The 16,850-nt window shown below is 44.4% G+C and carries 22 protein-coding genes and 2 tRNA genes; 14 read left to right on the plus strand and 10 right to left on the minus strand.

What is annotated here, in order from left to right:
* The 5 genes from BCF55_RS06545 to BCF55_RS06565 are packed head-to-tail and all read left to right on the plus strand — an operon-like array spanning position 1 to position 2,633.
* Positions 1-1,047 carry a hypothetical protein gene (locus BCF55_RS06545; protein WP_121011749.1) on the plus strand — a complete coding sequence of 349 codons (1,047 nt, stop codon included), beginning with the start codon at positions 1-3 and terminating at the stop codon, positions 1,045-1,047.
* Complete coding sequence (locus BCF55_RS06550; protein WP_121011752.1) at positions 1,044-1,298, plus strand: sulfurtransferase TusA family protein; 255 nt, start codon at positions 1,044-1,046, stop codon at positions 1,296-1,298. The genes BCF55_RS06545 and BCF55_RS06550 overlap by 4 nt, the downstream gene beginning before the upstream one ends.
* Positions 1,295-1,540: a DUF1858 domain-containing protein gene (locus BCF55_RS06555; RefSeq protein ID WP_121011755.1), complete on the plus strand. Its 246-nt coding sequence runs from the start codon at positions 1,295-1,297 to the stop codon at positions 1,538-1,540. Before BCF55_RS06550 ends, BCF55_RS06555 begins: the two co-directional genes overlap by 4 nt.
* The gene (locus tag BCF55_RS06560; protein ID WP_121011758.1) at positions 1,540-1,791 is read left to right on the plus strand and encodes a NifU family protein; all 252 of its coding nucleotides are present in this window, start codon (positions 1,540-1,542) and stop codon (positions 1,789-1,791) included. The genes BCF55_RS06555 and BCF55_RS06560 overlap by 1 nt, the downstream gene beginning before the upstream one ends.
* On the plus strand, positions 1,788-2,633 hold the full coding sequence (locus BCF55_RS06565) for a shikimate dehydrogenase (RefSeq protein WP_121011761.1): 846 nt from the start codon (positions 1,788-1,790) through the stop codon (positions 2,631-2,633). The genes BCF55_RS06560 and BCF55_RS06565 overlap by 4 nt, the downstream gene beginning before the upstream one ends.
* Here BCF55_RS06565 and BCF55_RS06570 read toward each other — a convergent pair.
* On the minus strand, positions 2,599-3,222 hold the full coding sequence (locus BCF55_RS06570) for a hypothetical protein (RefSeq protein ID WP_121011763.1): 624 nt from the start codon (positions 3,220-3,222) through the stop codon (positions 2,599-2,601). The two genes, BCF55_RS06565 and BCF55_RS06570, sit on opposite strands and share 35 nt — an antisense overlap.
* 74 nt (positions 3,223-3,296) lie before the next feature.
* Here BCF55_RS06570 and hemA point away from each other — a divergent pair, with 74 nt between their 5' ends.
* The 4 genes from hemA to murA are packed head-to-tail and all read left to right on the plus strand — an operon-like array spanning position 3,297 to position 6,195.
* The gene (gene hemA, locus BCF55_RS06575; RefSeq protein WP_121011766.1) at positions 3,297-4,520 is read left to right on the plus strand and encodes a glutamyl-tRNA reductase; all 1,224 of its coding nucleotides are present in this window, start codon (positions 3,297-3,299) and stop codon (positions 4,518-4,520) included.
* Complete coding sequence (locus BCF55_RS06580) at positions 4,492-4,764, plus strand: Lrp/AsnC ligand binding domain-containing protein (protein WP_211322884.1); 273 nt, start codon at positions 4,492-4,494, stop codon at positions 4,762-4,764. Before hemA ends, BCF55_RS06580 begins: the two co-directional genes overlap by 29 nt.
* Entirely contained in the window at positions 4,761-4,934 is a 174-nt protein-coding gene (locus BCF55_RS09705) for a hypothetical protein (protein ID WP_170144766.1), read from the plus strand. Before BCF55_RS06580 ends, BCF55_RS09705 begins: the two co-directional genes overlap by 4 nt.
* Positions 4,909-6,195, plus strand: coding sequence for a UDP-N-acetylglucosamine 1-carboxyvinyltransferase (murA, locus tag BCF55_RS06585; RefSeq protein ID WP_484496817.1), 1,287 nt, complete (start codon positions 4,909-4,911; stop codon positions 6,193-6,195). Before BCF55_RS09705 ends, murA begins: the two co-directional genes overlap by 26 nt.
* Here murA and BCF55_RS06590 read toward each other — a convergent pair.
* The 4 genes from BCF55_RS06590 to BCF55_RS06605 all read right to left on the minus strand — a co-directional run bounded on the left by BCF55_RS06590 (position 6,188) and on the right by BCF55_RS06605 (position 9,532).
* Positions 6,188-6,619, minus strand: coding sequence for an Hsp20/alpha crystallin family protein (locus BCF55_RS06590; RefSeq protein WP_121011775.1), 432 nt, complete (start codon positions 6,617-6,619; stop codon positions 6,188-6,190). The two genes, murA and BCF55_RS06590, sit on opposite strands and share 8 nt — an antisense overlap.
* 108 nt (positions 6,620-6,727) lie before the next feature.
* Positions 6,728-7,312: a nicotinamidase gene (locus tag BCF55_RS06595; RefSeq protein ID WP_121011778.1), complete on the minus strand. Its 585-nt coding sequence runs from the start codon at positions 7,310-7,312 to the stop codon at positions 6,728-6,730.
* 19 nt (positions 7,313-7,331) lie between these two features.
* Positions 7,332-7,994, minus strand: a complete 663-nt coding sequence (gene sfsA, locus BCF55_RS06600; protein WP_121011781.1) for a DNA/RNA nuclease SfsA — start codon at positions 7,992-7,994, stop codon at positions 7,332-7,334.
* Positions 7,994-9,532: a sigma-54 interaction domain-containing protein gene (locus tag BCF55_RS06605; RefSeq protein ID WP_121011784.1), complete on the minus strand. Its 1,539-nt coding sequence runs from the start codon at positions 9,530-9,532 to the stop codon at positions 7,994-7,996. The genes sfsA and BCF55_RS06605 overlap by 1 nt, the downstream gene beginning before the upstream one ends.
* A gap of 39 nt (positions 9,533-9,571) precedes the next feature.
* Here BCF55_RS06605 and BCF55_RS06610 point away from each other — a divergent pair.
* A tRNA-Ala gene (locus BCF55_RS06610) sits at positions 9,572-9,645 on the plus strand.
* A gap of 62 nt (positions 9,646-9,707) precedes the next feature.
* Here BCF55_RS06610 and BCF55_RS06615 read toward each other — a convergent pair.
* The 4 genes from BCF55_RS06615 to BCF55_RS06630 form a co-directional block, all read right to left on the minus strand.
* Positions 9,708-9,783 (minus strand) — tRNA-His (locus BCF55_RS06615).
* Positions 9,784-9,798: 15 nt separating this feature from the next.
* Entirely contained in the window at positions 9,799-10,824 is a 1,026-nt protein-coding gene (locus tag BCF55_RS06620; RefSeq protein WP_121011787.1) for a DUF309 domain-containing protein, read from the minus strand.
* A 51-nt stretch (positions 10,825-10,875) separates the two neighbouring features.
* Positions 10,876-12,309 carry a F0F1 ATP synthase subunit beta gene (atpD, locus tag BCF55_RS06625; RefSeq protein WP_121011790.1) on the minus strand — a complete coding sequence of 478 codons (1,434 nt, stop codon included), beginning with the start codon at positions 12,307-12,309 and terminating at the stop codon, positions 10,876-10,878.
* A 19-nt stretch (positions 12,310-12,328) separates the two neighbouring features.
* Positions 12,329-13,201 carry a F0F1 ATP synthase subunit gamma gene (locus tag BCF55_RS06630; RefSeq protein WP_121011793.1) on the minus strand — a complete coding sequence of 291 codons (873 nt, stop codon included), beginning with the start codon at positions 13,199-13,201 and terminating at the stop codon, positions 12,329-12,331.
* Between the two features lie 46 nt (positions 13,202-13,247).
* On the opposite strand from BCF55_RS06630, the gene ilvE reads away from it, so the two are divergent.
* The 4 genes from ilvE to BCF55_RS06650 are packed head-to-tail and all read left to right on the plus strand — an operon-like array spanning position 13,248 to position 16,379.
* Positions 13,248-14,165: a branched-chain-amino-acid transaminase gene (gene ilvE / locus BCF55_RS06635; protein ID WP_170144804.1), complete on the plus strand. Its 918-nt coding sequence runs from the start codon at positions 13,248-13,250 to the stop codon at positions 14,163-14,165.
* A complete protein-coding gene (locus BCF55_RS06640) occupies positions 14,155-15,249 on the plus strand; it encodes a M28 family peptidase (protein WP_121011799.1) in 1,095 nt (364 codons plus the stop codon). Before ilvE ends, BCF55_RS06640 begins: the two co-directional genes overlap by 11 nt.
* A 12-nt stretch (positions 15,250-15,261) precedes the next feature.
* Positions 15,262-15,885 carry a LolA family protein gene (locus tag BCF55_RS06645; RefSeq protein ID WP_211322885.1) on the plus strand — a complete coding sequence of 208 codons (624 nt, stop codon included), beginning with the start codon at positions 15,262-15,264 and terminating at the stop codon, positions 15,883-15,885.
* A complete protein-coding gene (locus BCF55_RS06650; protein WP_121011802.1) occupies positions 15,882-16,379 on the plus strand; it encodes a GNAT family N-acetyltransferase in 498 nt (165 codons plus the stop codon). The genes BCF55_RS06645 and BCF55_RS06650 overlap by 4 nt, the downstream gene beginning before the upstream one ends.
* Here the strand turns inward: BCF55_RS06650 and rfaE2 are convergent.
* Entirely contained in the window at positions 16,357-16,827 is a 471-nt protein-coding gene (gene rfaE2 / locus BCF55_RS06655) for a D-glycero-beta-D-manno-heptose 1-phosphate adenylyltransferase (protein ID WP_121011805.1), read from the minus strand. The two genes, BCF55_RS06650 and rfaE2, sit on opposite strands and share 23 nt — an antisense overlap.
* Positions 16,828-16,850 lie beyond the last annotated feature (23 nt).

Here is a 16,850-nt window from a genome sequence, read left to right on the forward strand (position 1 = left end):
ATGGAAAAGATAAGGGCTGTCGCTCTTCTTAGTGGAGGTTTGGATAGCAGCTTGGCTGTTCGTGTGATTCAGGAACAGGGTATTGACGTAAAGGCGCTACACTTTTACACAGGCTTCTGTATAACGGAGCACAAGAGGCGCCTTGGTATAACTAAAGAGAACGGTCAGCACTATATGAACCCAGCACTGAAGGCGGCAGCCCAGCTTGGAGTTCCCATTGAGATAATTGATATATCCCAAGAATACTACAACATAGTCTTAAACCCAAAATTTGGTTATGGAAGGAACGTAAATCCCTGTATAGACTGCAGGATATTTATGCTCAAAAAGGCAAAGGAGATAATGCAGAAAGAAGGTTATCACTTTGTAATTACGGGTGAAGTTCTATATCAGAGACCTATGAGCCAGACCCCAGACAGATTGAGGTTGATTGAGAAAGAGTCAGGGCTTGAGGGTTACATACTGAGACCGCTCTCAGCAAAGAGGCTATCCCCAACGATTCCAGAGATCAAAGGGTGGGTTGACAGGAGTAAACTATACGGGATAATGGGCAGAGGAAGAAAGAAACAAATGGAACTTGCCCAAAAGCTCGGTATAAAGGAGTATGAACAGCCCGCAGGTGGATGCTGTTATCTAACTGATGAAAACTACGCCTTCAGGTTCAAGGAGGCTTTCGCAAAGGAAAAGCAGATAACCAAAGATGACCTTGTTCTCTTCTCCGTGGGTCGCCACCTGAGACTCCCCTCTGGAGTGAAGCTGATAGTGGCAAGGAACGAAGGAGAGGTTAACTTCCTAAAGGGATTCAGAGGCAGATACAACTACGCTTACAGGAAGGACGGCAAGGGAACATTCGCCCTAATAAAGGGGGAACCCGAAGAAGGAGAGTTCCAAACTATAGCAAACATCATAGCAAGATACTCAAAAAGAGAAGAAAGTGATATAGAGATGAGGGTCGGAGATAAAACCCTTGTGCTTAGGGGCAAACCCGTTGAAGACAGATTTATTGAGCAGTTTAAGATATATAACAGAGAAGGAGCGCTAAAATGAAGTTGGACGATATAAAACCAGATATAGTTCATGATGTTACCGGCACCTACTGTCCAGTTCCAATAGCTGAGACGGCAAAGCAAATTAAAGAGATGGAAATCGGGCAAATACTTGAGCTTATAGCAGATGACCCTGGGGTAGTTGAAGACATTCCCGCCTGGTGTTCTTCTACGGGGCAAGAGTTCCTCGGAATGTATGAGGAAGACGGTGAGTATCACCTCTTTGTAAAGAAGGTAAAGGAGCTAACATGACGACGGTAAAGATTACGGAGGATATACTCCTTAAGGAGCTCTTTGAACTATTCCCAGAGGCTAAGGAGCTTCTTAAGCCATACGGCTACAGTAAGGTCGTTGACCTTGGGATTGAAGAGGTTGTGGTTGATAAGCTCTCACTTAAAGGACTTCTAAGGCTTGGAGAGGTAGAAGAGGAGAGGTTCGGTGAGGTTATAAGGGAAATCCAGTCCCTTTATAATAAAAAGCTGGAGGAGAAATGATGGTAGAGAAAGAGTTTGACGAGGTTGAGAAAATCCTTGAAAGGATAAGGCCAGCTCTCAAGGATCACCAAGGGAGCTTAAAGATAGTCAATATTAAGGATGGCGTTGTGTACCTCCAGTTCGTGGGAGGTTGCTCGGACTGCCCAGTGGTTGATGTCTCTCTCAAGAACGTGGTTGACATAGCCCTTAAGGGAAACCTTAACTGGGTAAAGAAGGTTGAGATACTTCCGGCAAAGATAGAGCTTTCATGAACCTTAAGGGTTCATCTCAGATATACGGGGTCATAGGGTACCCTGTACACCACTCTCTATCCCCTGTGTTTCAGAATGCCGCCTTTGAATATCTGGGTCTTGATGCCGTTTACATACCTCTGGAGGTGCACCCCGATAACCTTGAAAGTTTCTTGAAGGGCTTAAAAGGTTTGGAAAATTTTGTAGGCTTGAATGTTACAGTTCCTCACAAGGAGAAGGTTCTTAAGCTTGCAGATAGTCTCAGTGAAGAAGTTGAGAAGATAGGAGCTGCAAACACTTTGAAATTCAATAAGGGTAGGATAGAAGCCTACAACACAGACTGGCTCGGGTTCCTAAGAGCCGCTGAGCTTTTAAGTTCGTTAGAAGACAAGAGAGTCCTTGTCTTGGGGGCAGGGGGTGCTTCAAGGGCTATACTGTACGCCCTGAACAGGGTAGGCGCTCAGGTGTTCCTGTGGAACAGAAGTAAAGATAAAGCCGTCAAGCTATCTCGGGAGTTTGATGTCTCTGTAGTTGAAGACCTTGAAGAAACCCTTAGAGACAGCGACATCGTTGTAAACACAACCAGCGTGGGACTCAAGGAAGAGGATCCCCCCATCTTTGATTACTCACTACTAAAGCCTGAACATATCGTAATAGACATAATCTACAGAGAAACACCCCTTATAAAGGCTGCCAAAGAGATAGGATGCCTATATCAGACAGGATTTCCAATGTTGTTATACCAAGGGGCAGAGAGCTTCAAGATATGGACGGGATGCGAACCCCCACTGAAGGTTATGGAGCTTTCCTTAAAGGAGTATGGGTATCCTACAGAGAACTCCAGAACTCACCAGCAAACTTGATTCCAGCTCGCTTTATAGCTTTGAGAATGAGAGCGTCCTGAGAGGGAAGTTCATCGGTTCTCCTTATGCCTTTGGAACATTGACGGGCTGTTGTCTCCCCATCGTAGACCCCGCCAAATATCTGACTTCCAGTCTTAGTTTCAAATACCTTTGCAGCTATGAGTACCTCAGCTCTCCGAGTTACACAGAACTCCTCACCTCTTTTAGAAGACCCTTCTGAAAAATCAACCTTCAAGGGTTCAAGAATTATAAGCGTGTTTATATCAGACTCCTCTGCGAGTTTTACCACTTCTTCAGGTGTGGAAGCGGGTATTTTCTGGACTTCTTTTCGGGTTATAAGCACGAAGTCTATCTCTTTACCACTAAGAGTGCTCCTTATAGAGAATGTCACAGGCTTCTTCAATAGCTCGGTTTCAAATTCCCTGACGGTAGCTTTCTGGTAAGCGAAATCTATTTTTGGGTTCTCAAGTAGAACGATTTTAGCCCTCACAACATCCGAGTTAACTATCTTGTGTATGGAGGTTCTTGTGGAAGATGCACAGCCTAATATTAATCCGAATAACAGGAATAAATACAGAATTCTCCTCATCAGGATTAATATTTTAAACCTACAATGAGGAACGATGACAAACAAATATCCCGAGGAATATAATTTAAAGTGTAATGGGAGACATATACGCCCTGGGGGTTAATTTTAAAACTGCCCCTGTTGAAGTGAGGGAGAGGTTAGCGTGCAATTTAGAAGAAACCAAGAAGCTCTTACCTATTTTAAAAACCGAATCTGGGGTGGAAGAGTTATGTATACTCTCAACCTGTAACAGGGTAGAGATTTACGCTTACTCCTCTCTGGAGAGCAATATTGAGCTGCTCTTAGCTCTCTTCCTGAAAGAAAAGGGTATTGAAGAGGATAGAAAGCACATCTTCTTGTACAAAGGTGAACAGGCTGTTTTCCACGTGTTCAAGGTAGCCTCAAGCCTTGATTCAATGGTCGTAGGAGAACCACAGATAGTTGCCCAATTTAAAGAGTCTTTCGGAACAGCCCGCCAGCTTGGTGCTACAGGGAAGATACTAAACAGGCTTTTTGAGAAAGCCCTCAGAGCATCAAAGAGGGTTAGGCTTGAAACAGGCATAAGCAGAAATGCAGTTTCAGTGAGCTACGCAGCTGTTGAACTCGCGAAAAAGATATTCGGAGACCTAAAGAAGGCGAAGGTCTTGCTTGTCGGCGCAGGGGAGATGGGAGAGCTGGCTGCAAATTATCTGAAGCGCCTTGGCTGCCAGGTCTTTATAACCAACAGGACCTATGAGAAAGCGTTGAAGTTATCTCAGGAGCTTGGCGGAAACGCCCTTCGTTTTGAGGAACTTGAAGATTACCTATCAAGCATGGATATAGTTATAGTTTCAACAGGCGCCAAAAATTACATACTTACGGAGAATATAGTCAAGAGGGCAATGAAGCAGAGAAACTACGAACCCATGTTTCTGATAGACATATCCGTCCCCAGGAACATTGAACCTTCGGTGGGTGATGTTGACGAAGTCTTTTTGTATGACATAGATGACCTGAAAGAGGTTGTAGAGAGCAACCTCCAGGACAGGTTAAAGGAGGCAAAGAGAGGGGAAATCATCCTGTGGGATGAGGTAAAGAAGTTTATGAACTGGCTTGAGAGCCTCAAGATAGAGCCGTTAATACTCAAGCTCAAGGAGAGGACGAGAGAAATGGAGAGGGAAAACCCCTACGTAAGAAGGCTTGTTTTCAGGGCGATAAGGGAAATGAAGAGAAACCCAGAGGCTGCGTCTATAATATTCAGAATATTCAATGAGGAGGTAAAAGATGTCAACAGAAGAGAAGGTTTATCCTATGTCTATAACAGAGCTGATGGAACTTGAAGGAGAGAACGCCATAAGGGCTTATATACTTATAAAAGCAGATCCAAGGGAGATACCCTCCATAATGCTCGCTTTATCCACCTTTGAAGGTGTAAGAACCGCAGACGTTGTTACAGGACCCTACGACACCATTGTATTCGTTGAAGTACCCAACCAGGATGAGCTTGGAAGGCTTGTAATAAACAAGATACACTCCCTTGAGGGGGTTAGGGAAGCTCTTACCTGTGTAGTGGTGAGGATATGACTTACCCAAAGGTTATTGAAGAGAAGGACAGGATAATTGTTATATATTCCAGCGAGCCTGCACACTCCCAGGAGGAAGATGAAGGGATAATTATCTTCTACAATAAGCAAGGAGATGTTGTTAAGATAATAATTCCAAAGGATGATGAACACCACCTTATATTCCTCTGATACCTTTCTGATTGAGGGAGGAGCACACCTAAAAGGACAGGTAAAGATTTCCGGAGCCAAGAACGCCTGTCTACCGATAATATTCTCAACTATCCTTACAAAGGAAACCTGCCTCATAGAAGACGTACCAGACCTGCTTGATGTCAAAAATGCCTGTGAGCTTCTACATATTTTAGGGGCTGAAGGGTGTAAGCCTACGGAGGGCAAAATCTTAATAAACGCTTCGGATGTAAAGAGTTACGAAACACCTGAGGAGATAGTTCGGAAGATGAGAGCCTCGGTTCTGAGCATGGGACCATTGCTGGCAAGGTTTGGTAAAGCGAGAGTTGCCCTGCCTGGGGGATGCTCCATAGGAGCACGACCTATAGACCAGCACTTAAAATTCTTTGTGAGCGCAGGAGCTCAGGTTTCCGTGAGGAGTGGTTATGTAAACCTTGAAATAGAAAAGAAAAAACCTACAGAGTTTGAGTTTGAGCTTATAACCGTTACCGGAACTGAAAATGCCCTGCTCTACCTATCCAACGTGAAAGGCATAAGCATTTTAAAGAACATAGCCATTGAACCCGAGGTTATAGACCTTATTGACGTTCTTAGAAAGATGGGAGCCAACATTGAGCTTGAAGGAAGGACGGCTATAATTGAAGGTTCTGAGGAGCTCAGGGGCTTTGAACACAGGGTAATACCGGACAGGATAGAAGCCGGAACACTTATGGTGGCTGCGGTCCTGACCGAAGGTGAAGTGGAGCTTTTAAATGTTATCCCAAAGCACCTGGAAGCTGTTATAGAGAAATTGGAGCGGGCGGGCGGTGAGGTTCAGCAGATTGGTGAGGATAGAATCAGGGTAAGAAGGAGGGAGGAATTGAAGCCCCTTGAAATAGTGACAGCAGAATATCCTGGCTTTCCCACGGATATGCAAGCCCAGTTTATGGCTATGCTGTCTGTGGCTAAAGGCAACTCTATGGTATATGAGAGTATATTTGAGAACAGATTCCAGCACGCTTACGAGCTCAGAAAGATGGGAGCAAGTATAGAGATTAGGGGAAAGTCAGCCTTCATAAAAGGTGTGAAAAGACTAAAGGGAACGGAGGTAATATCCACGGACCTTCGTGCTTCCGCTTCCCTCGTCCTGGCAGGTTTAATAGCTGAAGGGACAACCGTAATCAGAGACATCTACCATCTTGACCGAGGTTATGAAAAGCTTGAGGAAAAATTAAATAAGCTGGGAGCCTATGTGGAAAGGCTCCCGGCAACAGTTAGCTGACCTGAATCTTAGCCTCTTTGGATACCTTTACCTTAGGTACCCTGATCTCAAGCACCCCATCTTTGTATTCTGCCTTTGCCTCTTCGGTCTTCACCTCTGTAGGTAGGGGGATTACCCTCTCTATAACCCCGTAGTACCTCTCAACCCTGTGGATATTCTCGGTCTTTTCTTCCTTCTCTTCCTTCCTTTCTGCCTTCAGGTGAACTGTGTTCTCTTTAATGGTGACGTCTATGTCCTCCTTCTTTACACCTGGGAGTTCTGCCTTAATAACCACTTCGCTGTCAGTTTCATATACATCCACGGGCGGTATTAGCGCCTGCTCCTTCTCACTAACGGGAAACACGTCCTCTAAGAGCCTATCAAATTCCCTTCTTATCCTTTCAAGTTCCGCAAAGGGTGTCCATACAGCTAACCCTCTTCTCATAGCTTCCACCTCCTTTACATTAGTTTTCTTATATAATTTTAGTCCATTATTATCAAATTGTCAAGAAGAAATCTCCCCTACTAAAAAGCAAGGAGTGGAAGGTTTAGATCAGGTAAGTTCTTTTACTTCAACCCCTACAGCTCCCATATCAAGCATAAGCTGAATAGCTCTCTCACTGTCTCCAGGATTCACATCCACACCCTTTATACCGTCAAGCAGGAGAAAAGCCTCATAACCCAGATTTATAGCCCCCAGAACGGTGTTCTTCACGCAGTAGTCTGTCGCTACACCCCCTATGAAAACCCTTCTAATACCCCTTTCCCTGAGAAGACTATCCAGAGGGGTTCCCTGGAAACCCGAGTAAGCATCAAAATCGGGCGATGTCCCTTTTGATATGATGAATTTGTTATCAAGGGGCATCTTGAGGTCTTTATGGAACATAGCCCCTTCTGTATTCTGAACGCAGTGAGGGGGCCACACACCACCGTGACCTTTGAAGGATATGTGGTTTTCGGGATGCCAGTCCCTTGTAAAGAATACCGGGAGACTCTTTCTCTCAAAAAGCTCTATGTACTCATTCAAACGGGGAACTATCCTATCACCCTCTGGAACAGGAAGGGCGCCCCAGGGCATAAAATCATTTTGCATGTCCACAACTATGAGAGCGTCCCTGTATCCTATCTTCACCTTCATAACCTACCTCCTACAGTCTTCAATATATAACAGGTATCTCCTCTTTTATGGTTATCTCTTCCAGATTGACCCTGCACACAAAGGCTCTGACAGTGAAACCCATACTGGAGAATCTTTTAAGGGCTTCTGAGAAAACCGGGTCCATGGTTTTGTTAGGTGTAAATCTCAGGGCGTCTTCTCTCTGGACTATAAATACAATTTCAGGTTTGTAAGTGTCAGCACTGCGTATAAGTTCCTCTACATGTTTACTACCTCTTGTAGTTGGTGCGTCCGGAAACATCGCCGTACCATCAATAACCAGGTTTACTGACTTGGTCTCCACCAAAATTCTTTTGTTTATGAGAAGGTCCAACCTTGAAGTCCCAACCCTGAACTCGTACTTGTAGTCTAAGAGCTTCCATGGATAACCTGTTTTGAGGGCGTACTCAACTAGAAGTTTTGGCGGCAGGTGAGAGTCAACACATACAAGAGTTTTATCTAGTCTGACAAGAAGTAGCTCATATCTGTATTTGCCTCCCTCCTTATACCGCAGATATACCTCCCTGCCGGGAGTGAGTAACTCCTTCAATCTCCCTGTATTTCTTATAAGGACTTTCTCCAGTTTGTCATTCAGATTCACAAGACATACAAACCTGTTCAAACGTTCTACAAAGGTTGCAGGTGTCAGCTCTCCCAACTCCATTAAAACTTCTTTATTTCTATACCGTACTTCTTTATACGATAATCAAGCTGTCTGAGCGTGTAGCCTAGAAGCTTAGCAGCTCTGGATTTCACATAACCTGTTGTTTCAAGGGCTTCTATTATCTTCTCTCTCTCAGAGGCTTGAAGCCTGTCGGGCAGGTTTGAAAGTCCCTCAAGGGCAGTCCGCCTACGGTAGGCGAGTATGTGGGGCGGGAGATCTTGACTTCTCACCGTGCCGTCATGCATCACGACAAGCCTCTCAACTGCGTTTTCAAGCTCCCTTATGTTTCCAGGCCAGTTATACTCTACCAGAGCTTCTACAGCGTCCGGGGATAGTCTGACCTTTTTCCCATATCTGGAGTTGTAGGTCTGGAGGAAGTGTTCCAAGAGTAAAGGAATATCTTCTTTGCGTTCTCTGAGGGGAGGCACATGGACCGGAACTACGTTAAGTCTGTAATAAAGGTCCTCTCTAAACTTTCCTTCATTCACAAGGGTATGGAGATTTTTATTTGTTGCCGCTATTATACGGACATCAACTCGTATCGTCTTTTCCCCACCAAGTTTTTCTATTTCTCTATCCTGCAAAACTCTGAGTATCTTTGCCTGTAGAGTAAGAGGCATATCTCCAATTTCATCAAGGAAGACCGTACCACCGTCTGCCAGTTCAAACTTTCCCTTCTTTGGGCTTTGAGCTCCCGTAAAGGCTCCCCTCTCATAACCAAAGAGCTCTGCCTCTAAAAGGGTCTCCGGTATAGCTGCACAGTTTATTGTTATAAAAGGTTTGTCCTTTCTGCGGCTGAGGAAGTGTATAGCTTTGGCTATCAGGCTTTTACCTGTGCCACTCTCACCAGTTATTAGTATGGTACTGTCTGTAGCAGCAGCTTTCTTCACCAATTCAACGAGATTAAGAATCGCATCACTTTGACCAACTATGCCGTGTATGCTGTAGTTTTTTTTGAGCTCCTCCCTCAGTGCCCTTTTCTCTTCCTCCCATTCAAGCCTTTCCTCTTCCACCCTTTCGCTGAGCCTGTAAAACATACCTATGAGAGTTCCCAGTATCATAAGGGTCTCTATTCCGCTCTCAACACTCTCACGGGATGAGAAGGTCTTGAATACGGAAAGGGTACCTACTATGTCTCCTCCTACCTTTATAGGAACAGATATAAAGGTTTCATTTCCTGTAAGTTTGCTTCCTATCTTCGTTTTATTCAAGAAAGCGGGGTTTGAAAGTACATCTGTTAAAACTACGGGTATTCCGCTCTTAAACACTTTACCTGTTATTCCCTCACCTTTTTTAAATATACCCCTCTTTATCTCCTCCTCAGAGAAGCCAAAAGCTTTCACTATTTGAAGTGCTTTCAATTCTCTGTTAAATATGGCTACAAAGCTAAGGTTCACATCCCAGAAGGAATACAGGACCTTCAATATGTCCCTAACCGCCTCCTCAAAGTCAAGAGTTCTACTGAGGACCCTTGCAACTTCGTTGACTATTGTAATCTCTTTGGTCTCTAAACTTTTTCTTCCCTTAAGGGTTTTCATACCGTACAACTTAAAAGTATAATTTATTATCCGTATAAAGGGGACGTAGCTCAGACCGGGAGAGCGCCGCCCTCGCACGGCGGAGGTCGGGGGTTCAAATCCCCTCGTCTCCATTTTCTATAGAAAACCTGAAGGTCTCTGACCAGTCTAGGATAAAAGGGAAGTTTAATGTATCTGGGGAGGGTGACGGGAGTCGAACCCGCGACATGGGGATCCACAGTCCCCCGCTCTGCCAGCTGAGCTACACCCTCCTTGCAGGGTTAAAATTATACCACCCTGAAGGTTGGATAAGCCTTCAATGGCTTACCTTCTTTTAATTTATGCAGAAAATCGTTAGCTTGAAGCGATAATTCCCTTACATTAATGGGAAGGGGTACTTTACATCTTTCTAACTGAGGAATTGCTCTCCTTAGAACGTTTTCCGCCCTTTTCTCTTCTCCGCTCTGGTAATGGTGTAAAGCTATAGCGAAGCGTATAACCCCTTGATAACATTCCTTTTTTTCAGGCTCCTTCACAAGTTCCCACACCTCCTCAAGCACCTCATGAGCTTCGTAAAATCTTTCCTCACCCCACAACCGCTCTGCAACCTTAAGGAGTTCAAATTCCCTGTTTATACCCAACAGGTGCTCAGTACCAATCCTCTTTGAGGGCACCCTTTCGTAAAGAAGATGTAAGAAAGCATAAGCCTCTATGGGTTTTATCCTCTTTTTTCTTGTAGCTTCTATAAGTCTAAAATAGCTCCCCGGTTCATTAAGAGACAGAGCTTCTCCTGTGCTTTTTGTAATAGGTATAAAAATATGAGGATTTATCATATAGCCAAGGTGGGTAGCTATATAAAATTTTTGGTTTTCGGGCAGGTCAACAATCTCAATCAACCTTCTCAAAAGCTCTTCTGGGTCTTTTTCTTCAAGGACACCTTCAACATCCATACTCCTAAAAAAACTTTTTAGCCAGCCAAAAGCCTGTTTCCTTCTTTCTTTATCCGATATCAAAACGTCATAAAAACTCTCCCACGAATTTATTAGAACAAAGGGAGAGAAACACTCTGCAAGGGTAAGGGTTTTTTCCTTTGCTATGTACCCAAAGTATCTCTTGTATATCTGAATTTGAGAGCTGTCCTCAAGCCACAGTGACAGGTGCTTCTTGGTTCTTTCAAGCATAGAGAGGGCGATGTTCTTAGGACCTTTACCAACACGAAAGTTAGTGAGAGCCTTTGAGGCTTCTAAAGGTAAGCTCCTCTTTTCTATATGGATATAAAAATACTGAGCTGCTCCTAATATTCTCTCTTCCACATAGAAAAGATTAAAGGAAAGAAGGGGGCAAGAAAAAGGAGATATATCAGGTTACACCTGAGCCCCCATGCTCTTAGCCTTCTCTACAACCTCCTCTATGGTTCCAACCATGTAGAAAGCGTTTTCGGGAAGATGATCGTACTTGCCAGAGAGTATTTCCTTAAAGGACCTAATGGTATCTTCAAGCTTAACGTATTTACCCGGCATACCCGTAAACTGTTCGGCAACGTGGAAAGGTTGAGCAAGGAACTTCTGTATCCTTCTCGCCCTGTTAACTATAGCTTTATCCTCTTCGGATAGCTCCTCCATACCGAGTATCGCTATTATCTCCTGAAGCTCTTTATACCTCTGAAGTATCCTCTTAACTTCCATGGCAGTTTCGTAATGCTCATCTCCGACAAACTCAGGGGCAAGGTACTTAGAAGTTGATTCCAGAGGGTCTATAGCCGGGTATATCCCAAGCTCTGCAAGCCTCCTAGCCAGAACGGTTGTTGCGTCAAGGTGAGCGAATATGGAGTAAGGAGCAGGGTCTGTTATATCGTCTGCCGGTACGTAAACAGCCTGAACTGCAGTGATTGAACCTTTCTTAGTTGAGGTTATTCTCTCCTGAACTTCACCAACGTCCGTATTAAGGGTGGGCTGGTATCCGACCGCTGAAGGCAACCTACCAAGAAGTGTAGAAACTTCAGAACCCGCCTGAACAAACCTGAATATGTTGTCTATGAACGTCAGAACGTCCTGCCCTTCAACATCTCTGAAGTACTCAGCCATGGTGATTCCTGTCTGAGCAACCCTAAACCTAACCCCTGGAGGTTCGTTCATCTGTCCATAAACCATAACAGTGTAAGGAAGAACTCCCGATTCTTTCATTTCAAGCCAGAGGTCGTTCCCTTCCCTTGTCCTCTCGCCGACTCCAACAACAACAGAGTATCCTTTGTGGAACTTAGCTATGTTGTGAATAAGCTCCTGCATGAGAACTGTTTTTCCAACACCAGCACCCCCAAAGAGGCCAACTTTTCCACCCTTAACGTAAGGTTCAAGGAGGTCTACAACCTTTATACCTGTTTCAAGTATCTCAACCTTAGTGGATTGCTCATCAAGAGCAGGAGGCTCTCTGAACATGGGCCAGTACTCCTTAGCCTCCACAGGTCCTTGCTCATCAATGGGTTGTCCCACAACGTTAAATATCCTCCCGAGAACTTCCTTCCCAACAGGCACTCTTATTGGTCCTCCAAGGTACTCAACCTCCTGTCCCCTCACCAAACCATCTGAGGCACCCATTCCTACAGCTCTGACCCTGCTCTCTCCTATATGCTGAGCCACTTCAAAGAAAAGCTCCTCCTGCGCCCAATTTCCCTTGTCGTCTATGTACCTCCTTACAGTTTTAAGTCCGTGTTTGATAGGGGGGAGTTCCTTTGTGTCAAACTCAACGTCCACAACGGGACCTATAACCTGAACTATCCTTCCCACAAGCTTCTCTGCCATTACAAAACCTCCTAAGTGTTTACTTCATCGCCTCAGCGGCACCAACTATATCAATAAGCTCAAGAGTTATAGATTCCTGCCTTGCCTTGTTGAATATGAGTGTCCACTGCTTAACGAGATCATCGGCGTTCTTGGTAGCGTTGTCCATAGCTACCATTCTGGCAAAGTGTTCCGCAGCGTTGGATTCAACCATAGCCCTGTAAAGCTGGAAATTAAGGTAGAGGTCAAGAATTCTGTTCATAAACTCCTCTTCATCAACCTCAAAGGTGTAAATGTTATGAGCGTCCAAGGTTTCCTCCTCGGGCAGCTCAAAGGGCAGGAACTTTCTTATAACAGGCTTGTAACTAGCCCTTGTTATCATCTCGTTGTTTACAAGGTAAACAGCGTCAACCTCGCCTTTTGTAAACCTATCCCTAACAGTTTCAGAGACTTCTTTGGCTATGCCAAAGTTAACCTCCTTCCTGAAAACCTCGTCATAACCCTTCACAACCTTGTAGTTTCTTCTTGAAAAGTACTGATATCCTTTACGTCCTATAAGTATAAGGCTTGCATCAATACCCCTTTCACCTTTCTGGGCTATAAATCTTTCCGTTTCCCTGATTATGTTTGAGTTAAAGGCTCCGGCAAGCCCCCTGTCCGCCGTCACAAGTATAACATCTATCCTCTTCTCGTCTCTATCTTGCAAGAGGGGGTGGCTTTCTCGGTCTACATGGGCTGCCATGTCTCTAACCAGCTCGTATAACTTATCGGAGTAGGGTCTAGATGAGTAAAGAAGTTCTTGGGCACGCCTCAGCTTTGCTGCCGAAACCACCTTCATCGCGTTGGTTATACGCCTCGTGTTCTTGATACCCTGTATCTTCCTTCTTATATCTCTAGGAGACAGCTTTGGCATAACGGAGAGGTATTATAGCATAAGTCCTGTGGTAAAATCTTTGCTCATGGAATACGCCTTCTTTGAAGGAAAATTCGTCCCCATAGAGGAAGCAAATATAAACATAAAGACAAACTCATTCCATTACGGCACAGCTATATTTGAAGGCTTAAGGGCATACTGGAACGAGAAGCAGGAGCAGCTTTACATACTTTTTGCCCAAGAGCATTATGAGAGACTCTTAAGAAATGCAAGGGCTCTGTTCATGGAGCTTCCCTACACGGTGAAGGAGCTTGTTGATATAACAAGAGAACTCCTGATAAAAAACAACATAAGGCAGGATGTTTACATAAGACCCATAGTTTACTTTAAGGACTTAGCTCTCACTCCTAAGCTTATAGGCTACACACCTGAATTAGCCATGTACACTTACAACTTTGGTAGGTATCTTGACACCTCAGAAGGTATAAAGGTAAAGGTCTCCTCATGGAGGAGGAACGACGATAACTCTATACCTTCAAGGTGGAAGGTTGCAGGTGCCTACGTGAACAGTGCCCTGGCTAAAACGGAAGCCCTCATGGCAGGATACGATGAGGCGATACTTCTCAACTCCCAAGGGTACGTTTCGGAAGGTTCTGGAGAAAACATATTCCTTATAAGGGACGGGAAGGCTATAACACCTTCGTACAACGAGCATATCCTTGAAGGGATAACAAGACGAGCCGTGATAAGTCTGCTTAGGAACGACCTTGTTGTGAAGGTTGAGGAGAGAGCAGTGGCTAGAAGTGAGCTCTACGTTGCTGATGAGATATTCCTAACAGGTACAGCTGCGGAAGTAACTCCCGTGATTGAGGTTGACAACAGGAAAGTGGGAACAGGGAAGATAGGAGAGGTCACCAAACAGCTCCAGGAGTTGTACTTCAACGCTGTTAGGGGGAATATAGAAAGGTACAGGAGTTGGCTTACGCCGGTATATGAGAAGTGAACTTTTAGAAGAGCTTAAAGAACTCACCTACTTCTTCTCAACACGTACCAGAGTGTCCTCATCGGAAGGGATAAAGGAGTCTCAGGACAAGGTTAGGGAATTCATAAAGAGGAAGTTAAAGCTACCTTTCATAGAGGAAAGCTTTGAGGTTGATAAGAATATACCCATTGAGGCAAGTATAAAACTTAACGGGACACAGGTGAAGGGATACCCCTTTGTAGGCAGCCTGTGGGGGGATAGGGAGGCTGAAGTTGTTAGAGAGGATGAAGATGTCAACGGGAAGATAGCCTTAGTTGAGGTCGGAGGGGAAAGGGAGGGCGAAAAGGTCAAAAAGCTCAAAGAAAGAGGAGCGGTTGGAGCGATATTTTACCTGGAAGAGCTTGAATCTCCCTACATAGGAAACGTAAGCGATGAACCCTATATGGCTCTTTCCGTTGACAGGGAAACTGCAAAAGCCCTGTTGGGAAAAAAGGTGAGAATTGAATCAAAGGTAAGGAAGTTGAGGGTAAAAGGTAAAAACATATACTTTGATATAGGGAAAGGACCCTTCCTATACATAATGGCACACCTTGACTCAAAGCCTTTCGTCTATGGAGCCCTTGACAATGCTGTTGCGGTTGCGTTTTTACTGATATTGGCTAAGGAGTTAAGAGATAGTTACTACTTCCCTTTCCGGCTACGATTTTTAGTCACAGACGGGGAGGAACTGGGACTTGAAGGGGCAAAGCACCATGTGAAGAACCTCAAGCACACTTACTATGCTATAAATATTGACTCTATAGGGTGGTTGAATCCTGCCGTGATATACAAGGATTCGGAAGGTTTCAATGGGGAAAAGATTATGGAAAAGTTTTATAAGCATCTCAGAGACCTGAAGATAGACATTCCCTTCCGGGAAGGGAAAAGGGGAAGGAGCGACCATATACCCTTTAAACAGAAGGGAGTTGAAACCCTCTTCCTGTCCTCTAACCCGTTTACCTTCAGGCACACCTTTTACGACAACTACGAGGCTATTGACTGGGACGTAATGGATATGTGGTTTGACGTTTTAAGTTCATTCCTGAGAAGATTCCACAAGCTGTGATATATTAGGCTCATGCTTCCCATAGCTATCCTGTTGTTAATGATAATACCCTTGACAGGTTTATCCTCAACTTTCAAAGAGCTGGAGAATAAGCTTCAAAACACAAAGAGTATAAGAGTTGTCTTTATCCAGAAAACTCAGTATTCCTGGTATCCCAAACCGGAACTTAGCAAAGGTGTCTTTTATGCCACAAAGGATGGGAAGTTCAGAATAGAGTATACATATCCGGATAAAGTGGTTATGGTGTCCAATGGAAAGGAGATAATAATACTGAATGAAGAGGACAAAGAGGCAATAATTGATAACGTTGAAAACAACACGTCTCCTGTAATAGAATCCCTCTTCTTCTTTTCCAAACCTCTCGGAGAGGTCTTTGAGCCTGTGGGCGAGCTTGAAAAGTCAGGGCTAAGAGTCCTCATACTCAAACCAAAACAGAGGGACGAAAATATAAAAGAGGTTTACGTGGAACTTGATGCGGAGCTTGAAGTGAAAAAGGTAAGGGTTGTGGACAGTGAAAATACCCAAACAACATTAGAATTCATAGAGGTCAGGAAGAACTTTCAGCCTTCCTCTGGACTGTTTAAAATAGAGCTTCCACCGGACGTGAAGGTCAGAAGAGCAGGAAGCCTGAAATGAGAAAGGAAAAGGTTAGTTTTGAGATAGAACGGGCAAGGGAAGACCAGCTTGACGAGCTTGCACGGTTATACCTTGAAGGTTACAAGGGGCTTGAAGAGTATTCCTACACACACCCGGATGATGTTAAGGCGTATATGGAGTGGCTCTGGAGAAGGGACCCAGAAGGGATATTCGTTGCAAAAGCAAACGGCAAGATAGTAGGTTTCGTGGCAGGAGACTCAAACTGGTTCAGCAAGAGGGAGCATAAGAAGGTTGGAGCTATACATGAAATCGTTGTCCACCCAGATTATAGAGGTATGGGCATAGGACAGGCTCTAATGAAGAGGATTCTTGAATATTTCAAGGAGAAAGGTCTTCACACAGCCGAGCTCTGGGTTGGGGATGAGAATTATAAGGCGATTGATTTTTACAGGAAGCTTGGCTTTAAGGAAAAGGGTCAGTACAACTACTGGGTCAGAATGACCCTTGACCTCAACCACAGTAAAGCTCAATGATCCTCTCTATTATCCTGGAGGTAGATATATCGTACTCAAAGGGTATAGTTTTCACCTCACCGCCGTAAGATTCTACGAATTCCCTACCAACGATGTTTTCAACATTCCAGTCACCACCTTTAACTAAGACATCGGGCTTCACGACCTTTATAAGCTCTAAGGGTGTATCCTCCTCAAAGACCACTACGTAATCCACCGGTTTTAAAGCCGATAAGACTTTAGCCCTGTACTCTTGAGGTATTACGGGTCTTTTATCTCCCTTTATTCTTCTTATTGAGCTGTCTGAATTCATACCGACGATCAGGATATCTCCAAGGGACTTTGCCTTTTCAAGGTAGTCAACATGACCTGCGTGAATTATGTCAAAACATCCGTTGGTAAACACTATCCTCTTGCTACCTCTGACAGGTATGAGGAGCTTTTCAATCTCCCTCTTTGTCACCATCATAGCTAAATGATAAATTTAAATCC

The organism is Hydrogenivirga caldilitoris, assembly GCF_003664005.1.
Classification (GTDB): Bacteria; Aquificota; Aquificia; order Aquificales; family Aquificaceae; genus Hydrogenivirga; species Hydrogenivirga caldilitoris.

Excerpts from the sequence above, each read along its gene's own strand:
- BCF55_RS06545 (WP_121011749.1), top strand. The coding sequence starts at position 1 with ATGGAAAAGATAAGGGCTGTCGCTCTTCTTAGTGGAGGTTTGGATAGC.
- BCF55_RS06550 (WP_121011752.1), top strand. The coding sequence starts at position 1,044 with ATGAAGTTGGACGATATAAAACCAGATATAGTTCATGATGTTACCGGC.
- BCF55_RS06555 (WP_121011755.1), top strand. The coding sequence starts at position 1,295 with ATGACGACGGTAAAGATTACGGAGGATATACTCCTTAAGGAGCTCTTT.
- BCF55_RS06560 (WP_121011758.1), top strand. The coding sequence starts at position 1,540 with ATGGTAGAGAAAGAGTTTGACGAGGTTGAGAAAATCCTTGAAAGGATA.
- BCF55_RS06565 (WP_121011761.1), top strand. The coding sequence starts at position 1,788 with ATGAACCTTAAGGGTTCATCTCAGATATACGGGGTCATAGGGTACCCT.
- BCF55_RS06570 (WP_121011763.1), bottom strand. The coding sequence starts at position 3,222 with ATGAGGAGAATTCTGTATTTATTCCTGTTATTCGGATTAATATTAGGC.
- hemA (WP_121011766.1), top strand. The coding sequence starts at position 3,297 with ATGGGAGACATATACGCCCTGGGGGTTAATTTTAAAACTGCCCCTGTT.
- BCF55_RS06580 (WP_211322884.1), top strand. The coding sequence starts at position 4,492 with ATGTCTATAACAGAGCTGATGGAACTTGAAGGAGAGAACGCCATAAGG.
- BCF55_RS09705 (WP_170144766.1), top strand. The coding sequence starts at position 4,761 with ATGACTTACCCAAAGGTTATTGAAGAGAAGGACAGGATAATTGTTATA.
- murA (WP_484496817.1), top strand. The coding sequence starts at position 4,909 with ATGAACACCACCTTATATTCCTCTGATACCTTTCTGATTGAGGGAGGA.
- BCF55_RS06590 (WP_121011775.1), bottom strand. The coding sequence starts at position 6,619 with ATGAGAAGAGGGTTAGCTGTATGGACACCCTTTGCGGAACTTGAAAGG.
- BCF55_RS06595 (WP_121011778.1), bottom strand. The coding sequence starts at position 7,312 with ATGAAGGTGAAGATAGGATACAGGGACGCTCTCATAGTTGTGGACATG.
- sfsA (WP_121011781.1), bottom strand. The coding sequence starts at position 7,994 with ATGGAGTTGGGAGAGCTGACACCTGCAACCTTTGTAGAACGTTTGAAC.
- BCF55_RS06605 (WP_121011784.1), bottom strand. The coding sequence starts at position 9,532 with ATGAAAACCCTTAAGGGAAGAAAAAGTTTAGAGACCAAAGAGATTACA.
- atpD (WP_121011790.1), bottom strand. The coding sequence starts at position 12,309 with ATGGCAGAGAAGCTTGTGGGAAGGATAGTTCAGGTTATAGGTCCCGTT.
- BCF55_RS06630 (WP_121011793.1), bottom strand. The coding sequence starts at position 13,201 with ATGCCAAAGCTGTCTCCTAGAGATATAAGAAGGAAGATACAGGGTATC.
- ilvE (WP_170144804.1), top strand. The coding sequence starts at position 13,248 with ATGGAATACGCCTTCTTTGAAGGAAAATTCGTCCCCATAGAGGAAGCA.
- BCF55_RS06640 (WP_121011799.1), top strand. The coding sequence starts at position 14,155 with ATGAGAAGTGAACTTTTAGAAGAGCTTAAAGAACTCACCTACTTCTTC.
- BCF55_RS06645 (WP_211322885.1), top strand. The coding sequence starts at position 15,262 with ATGCTTCCCATAGCTATCCTGTTGTTAATGATAATACCCTTGACAGGT.
- BCF55_RS06650 (WP_121011802.1), top strand. The coding sequence starts at position 15,882 with ATGAGAAAGGAAAAGGTTAGTTTTGAGATAGAACGGGCAAGGGAAGAC.
- rfaE2 (WP_121011805.1), bottom strand. The coding sequence starts at position 16,827 with ATGATGGTGACAAAGAGGGAGATTGAAAAGCTCCTCATACCTGTCAGA.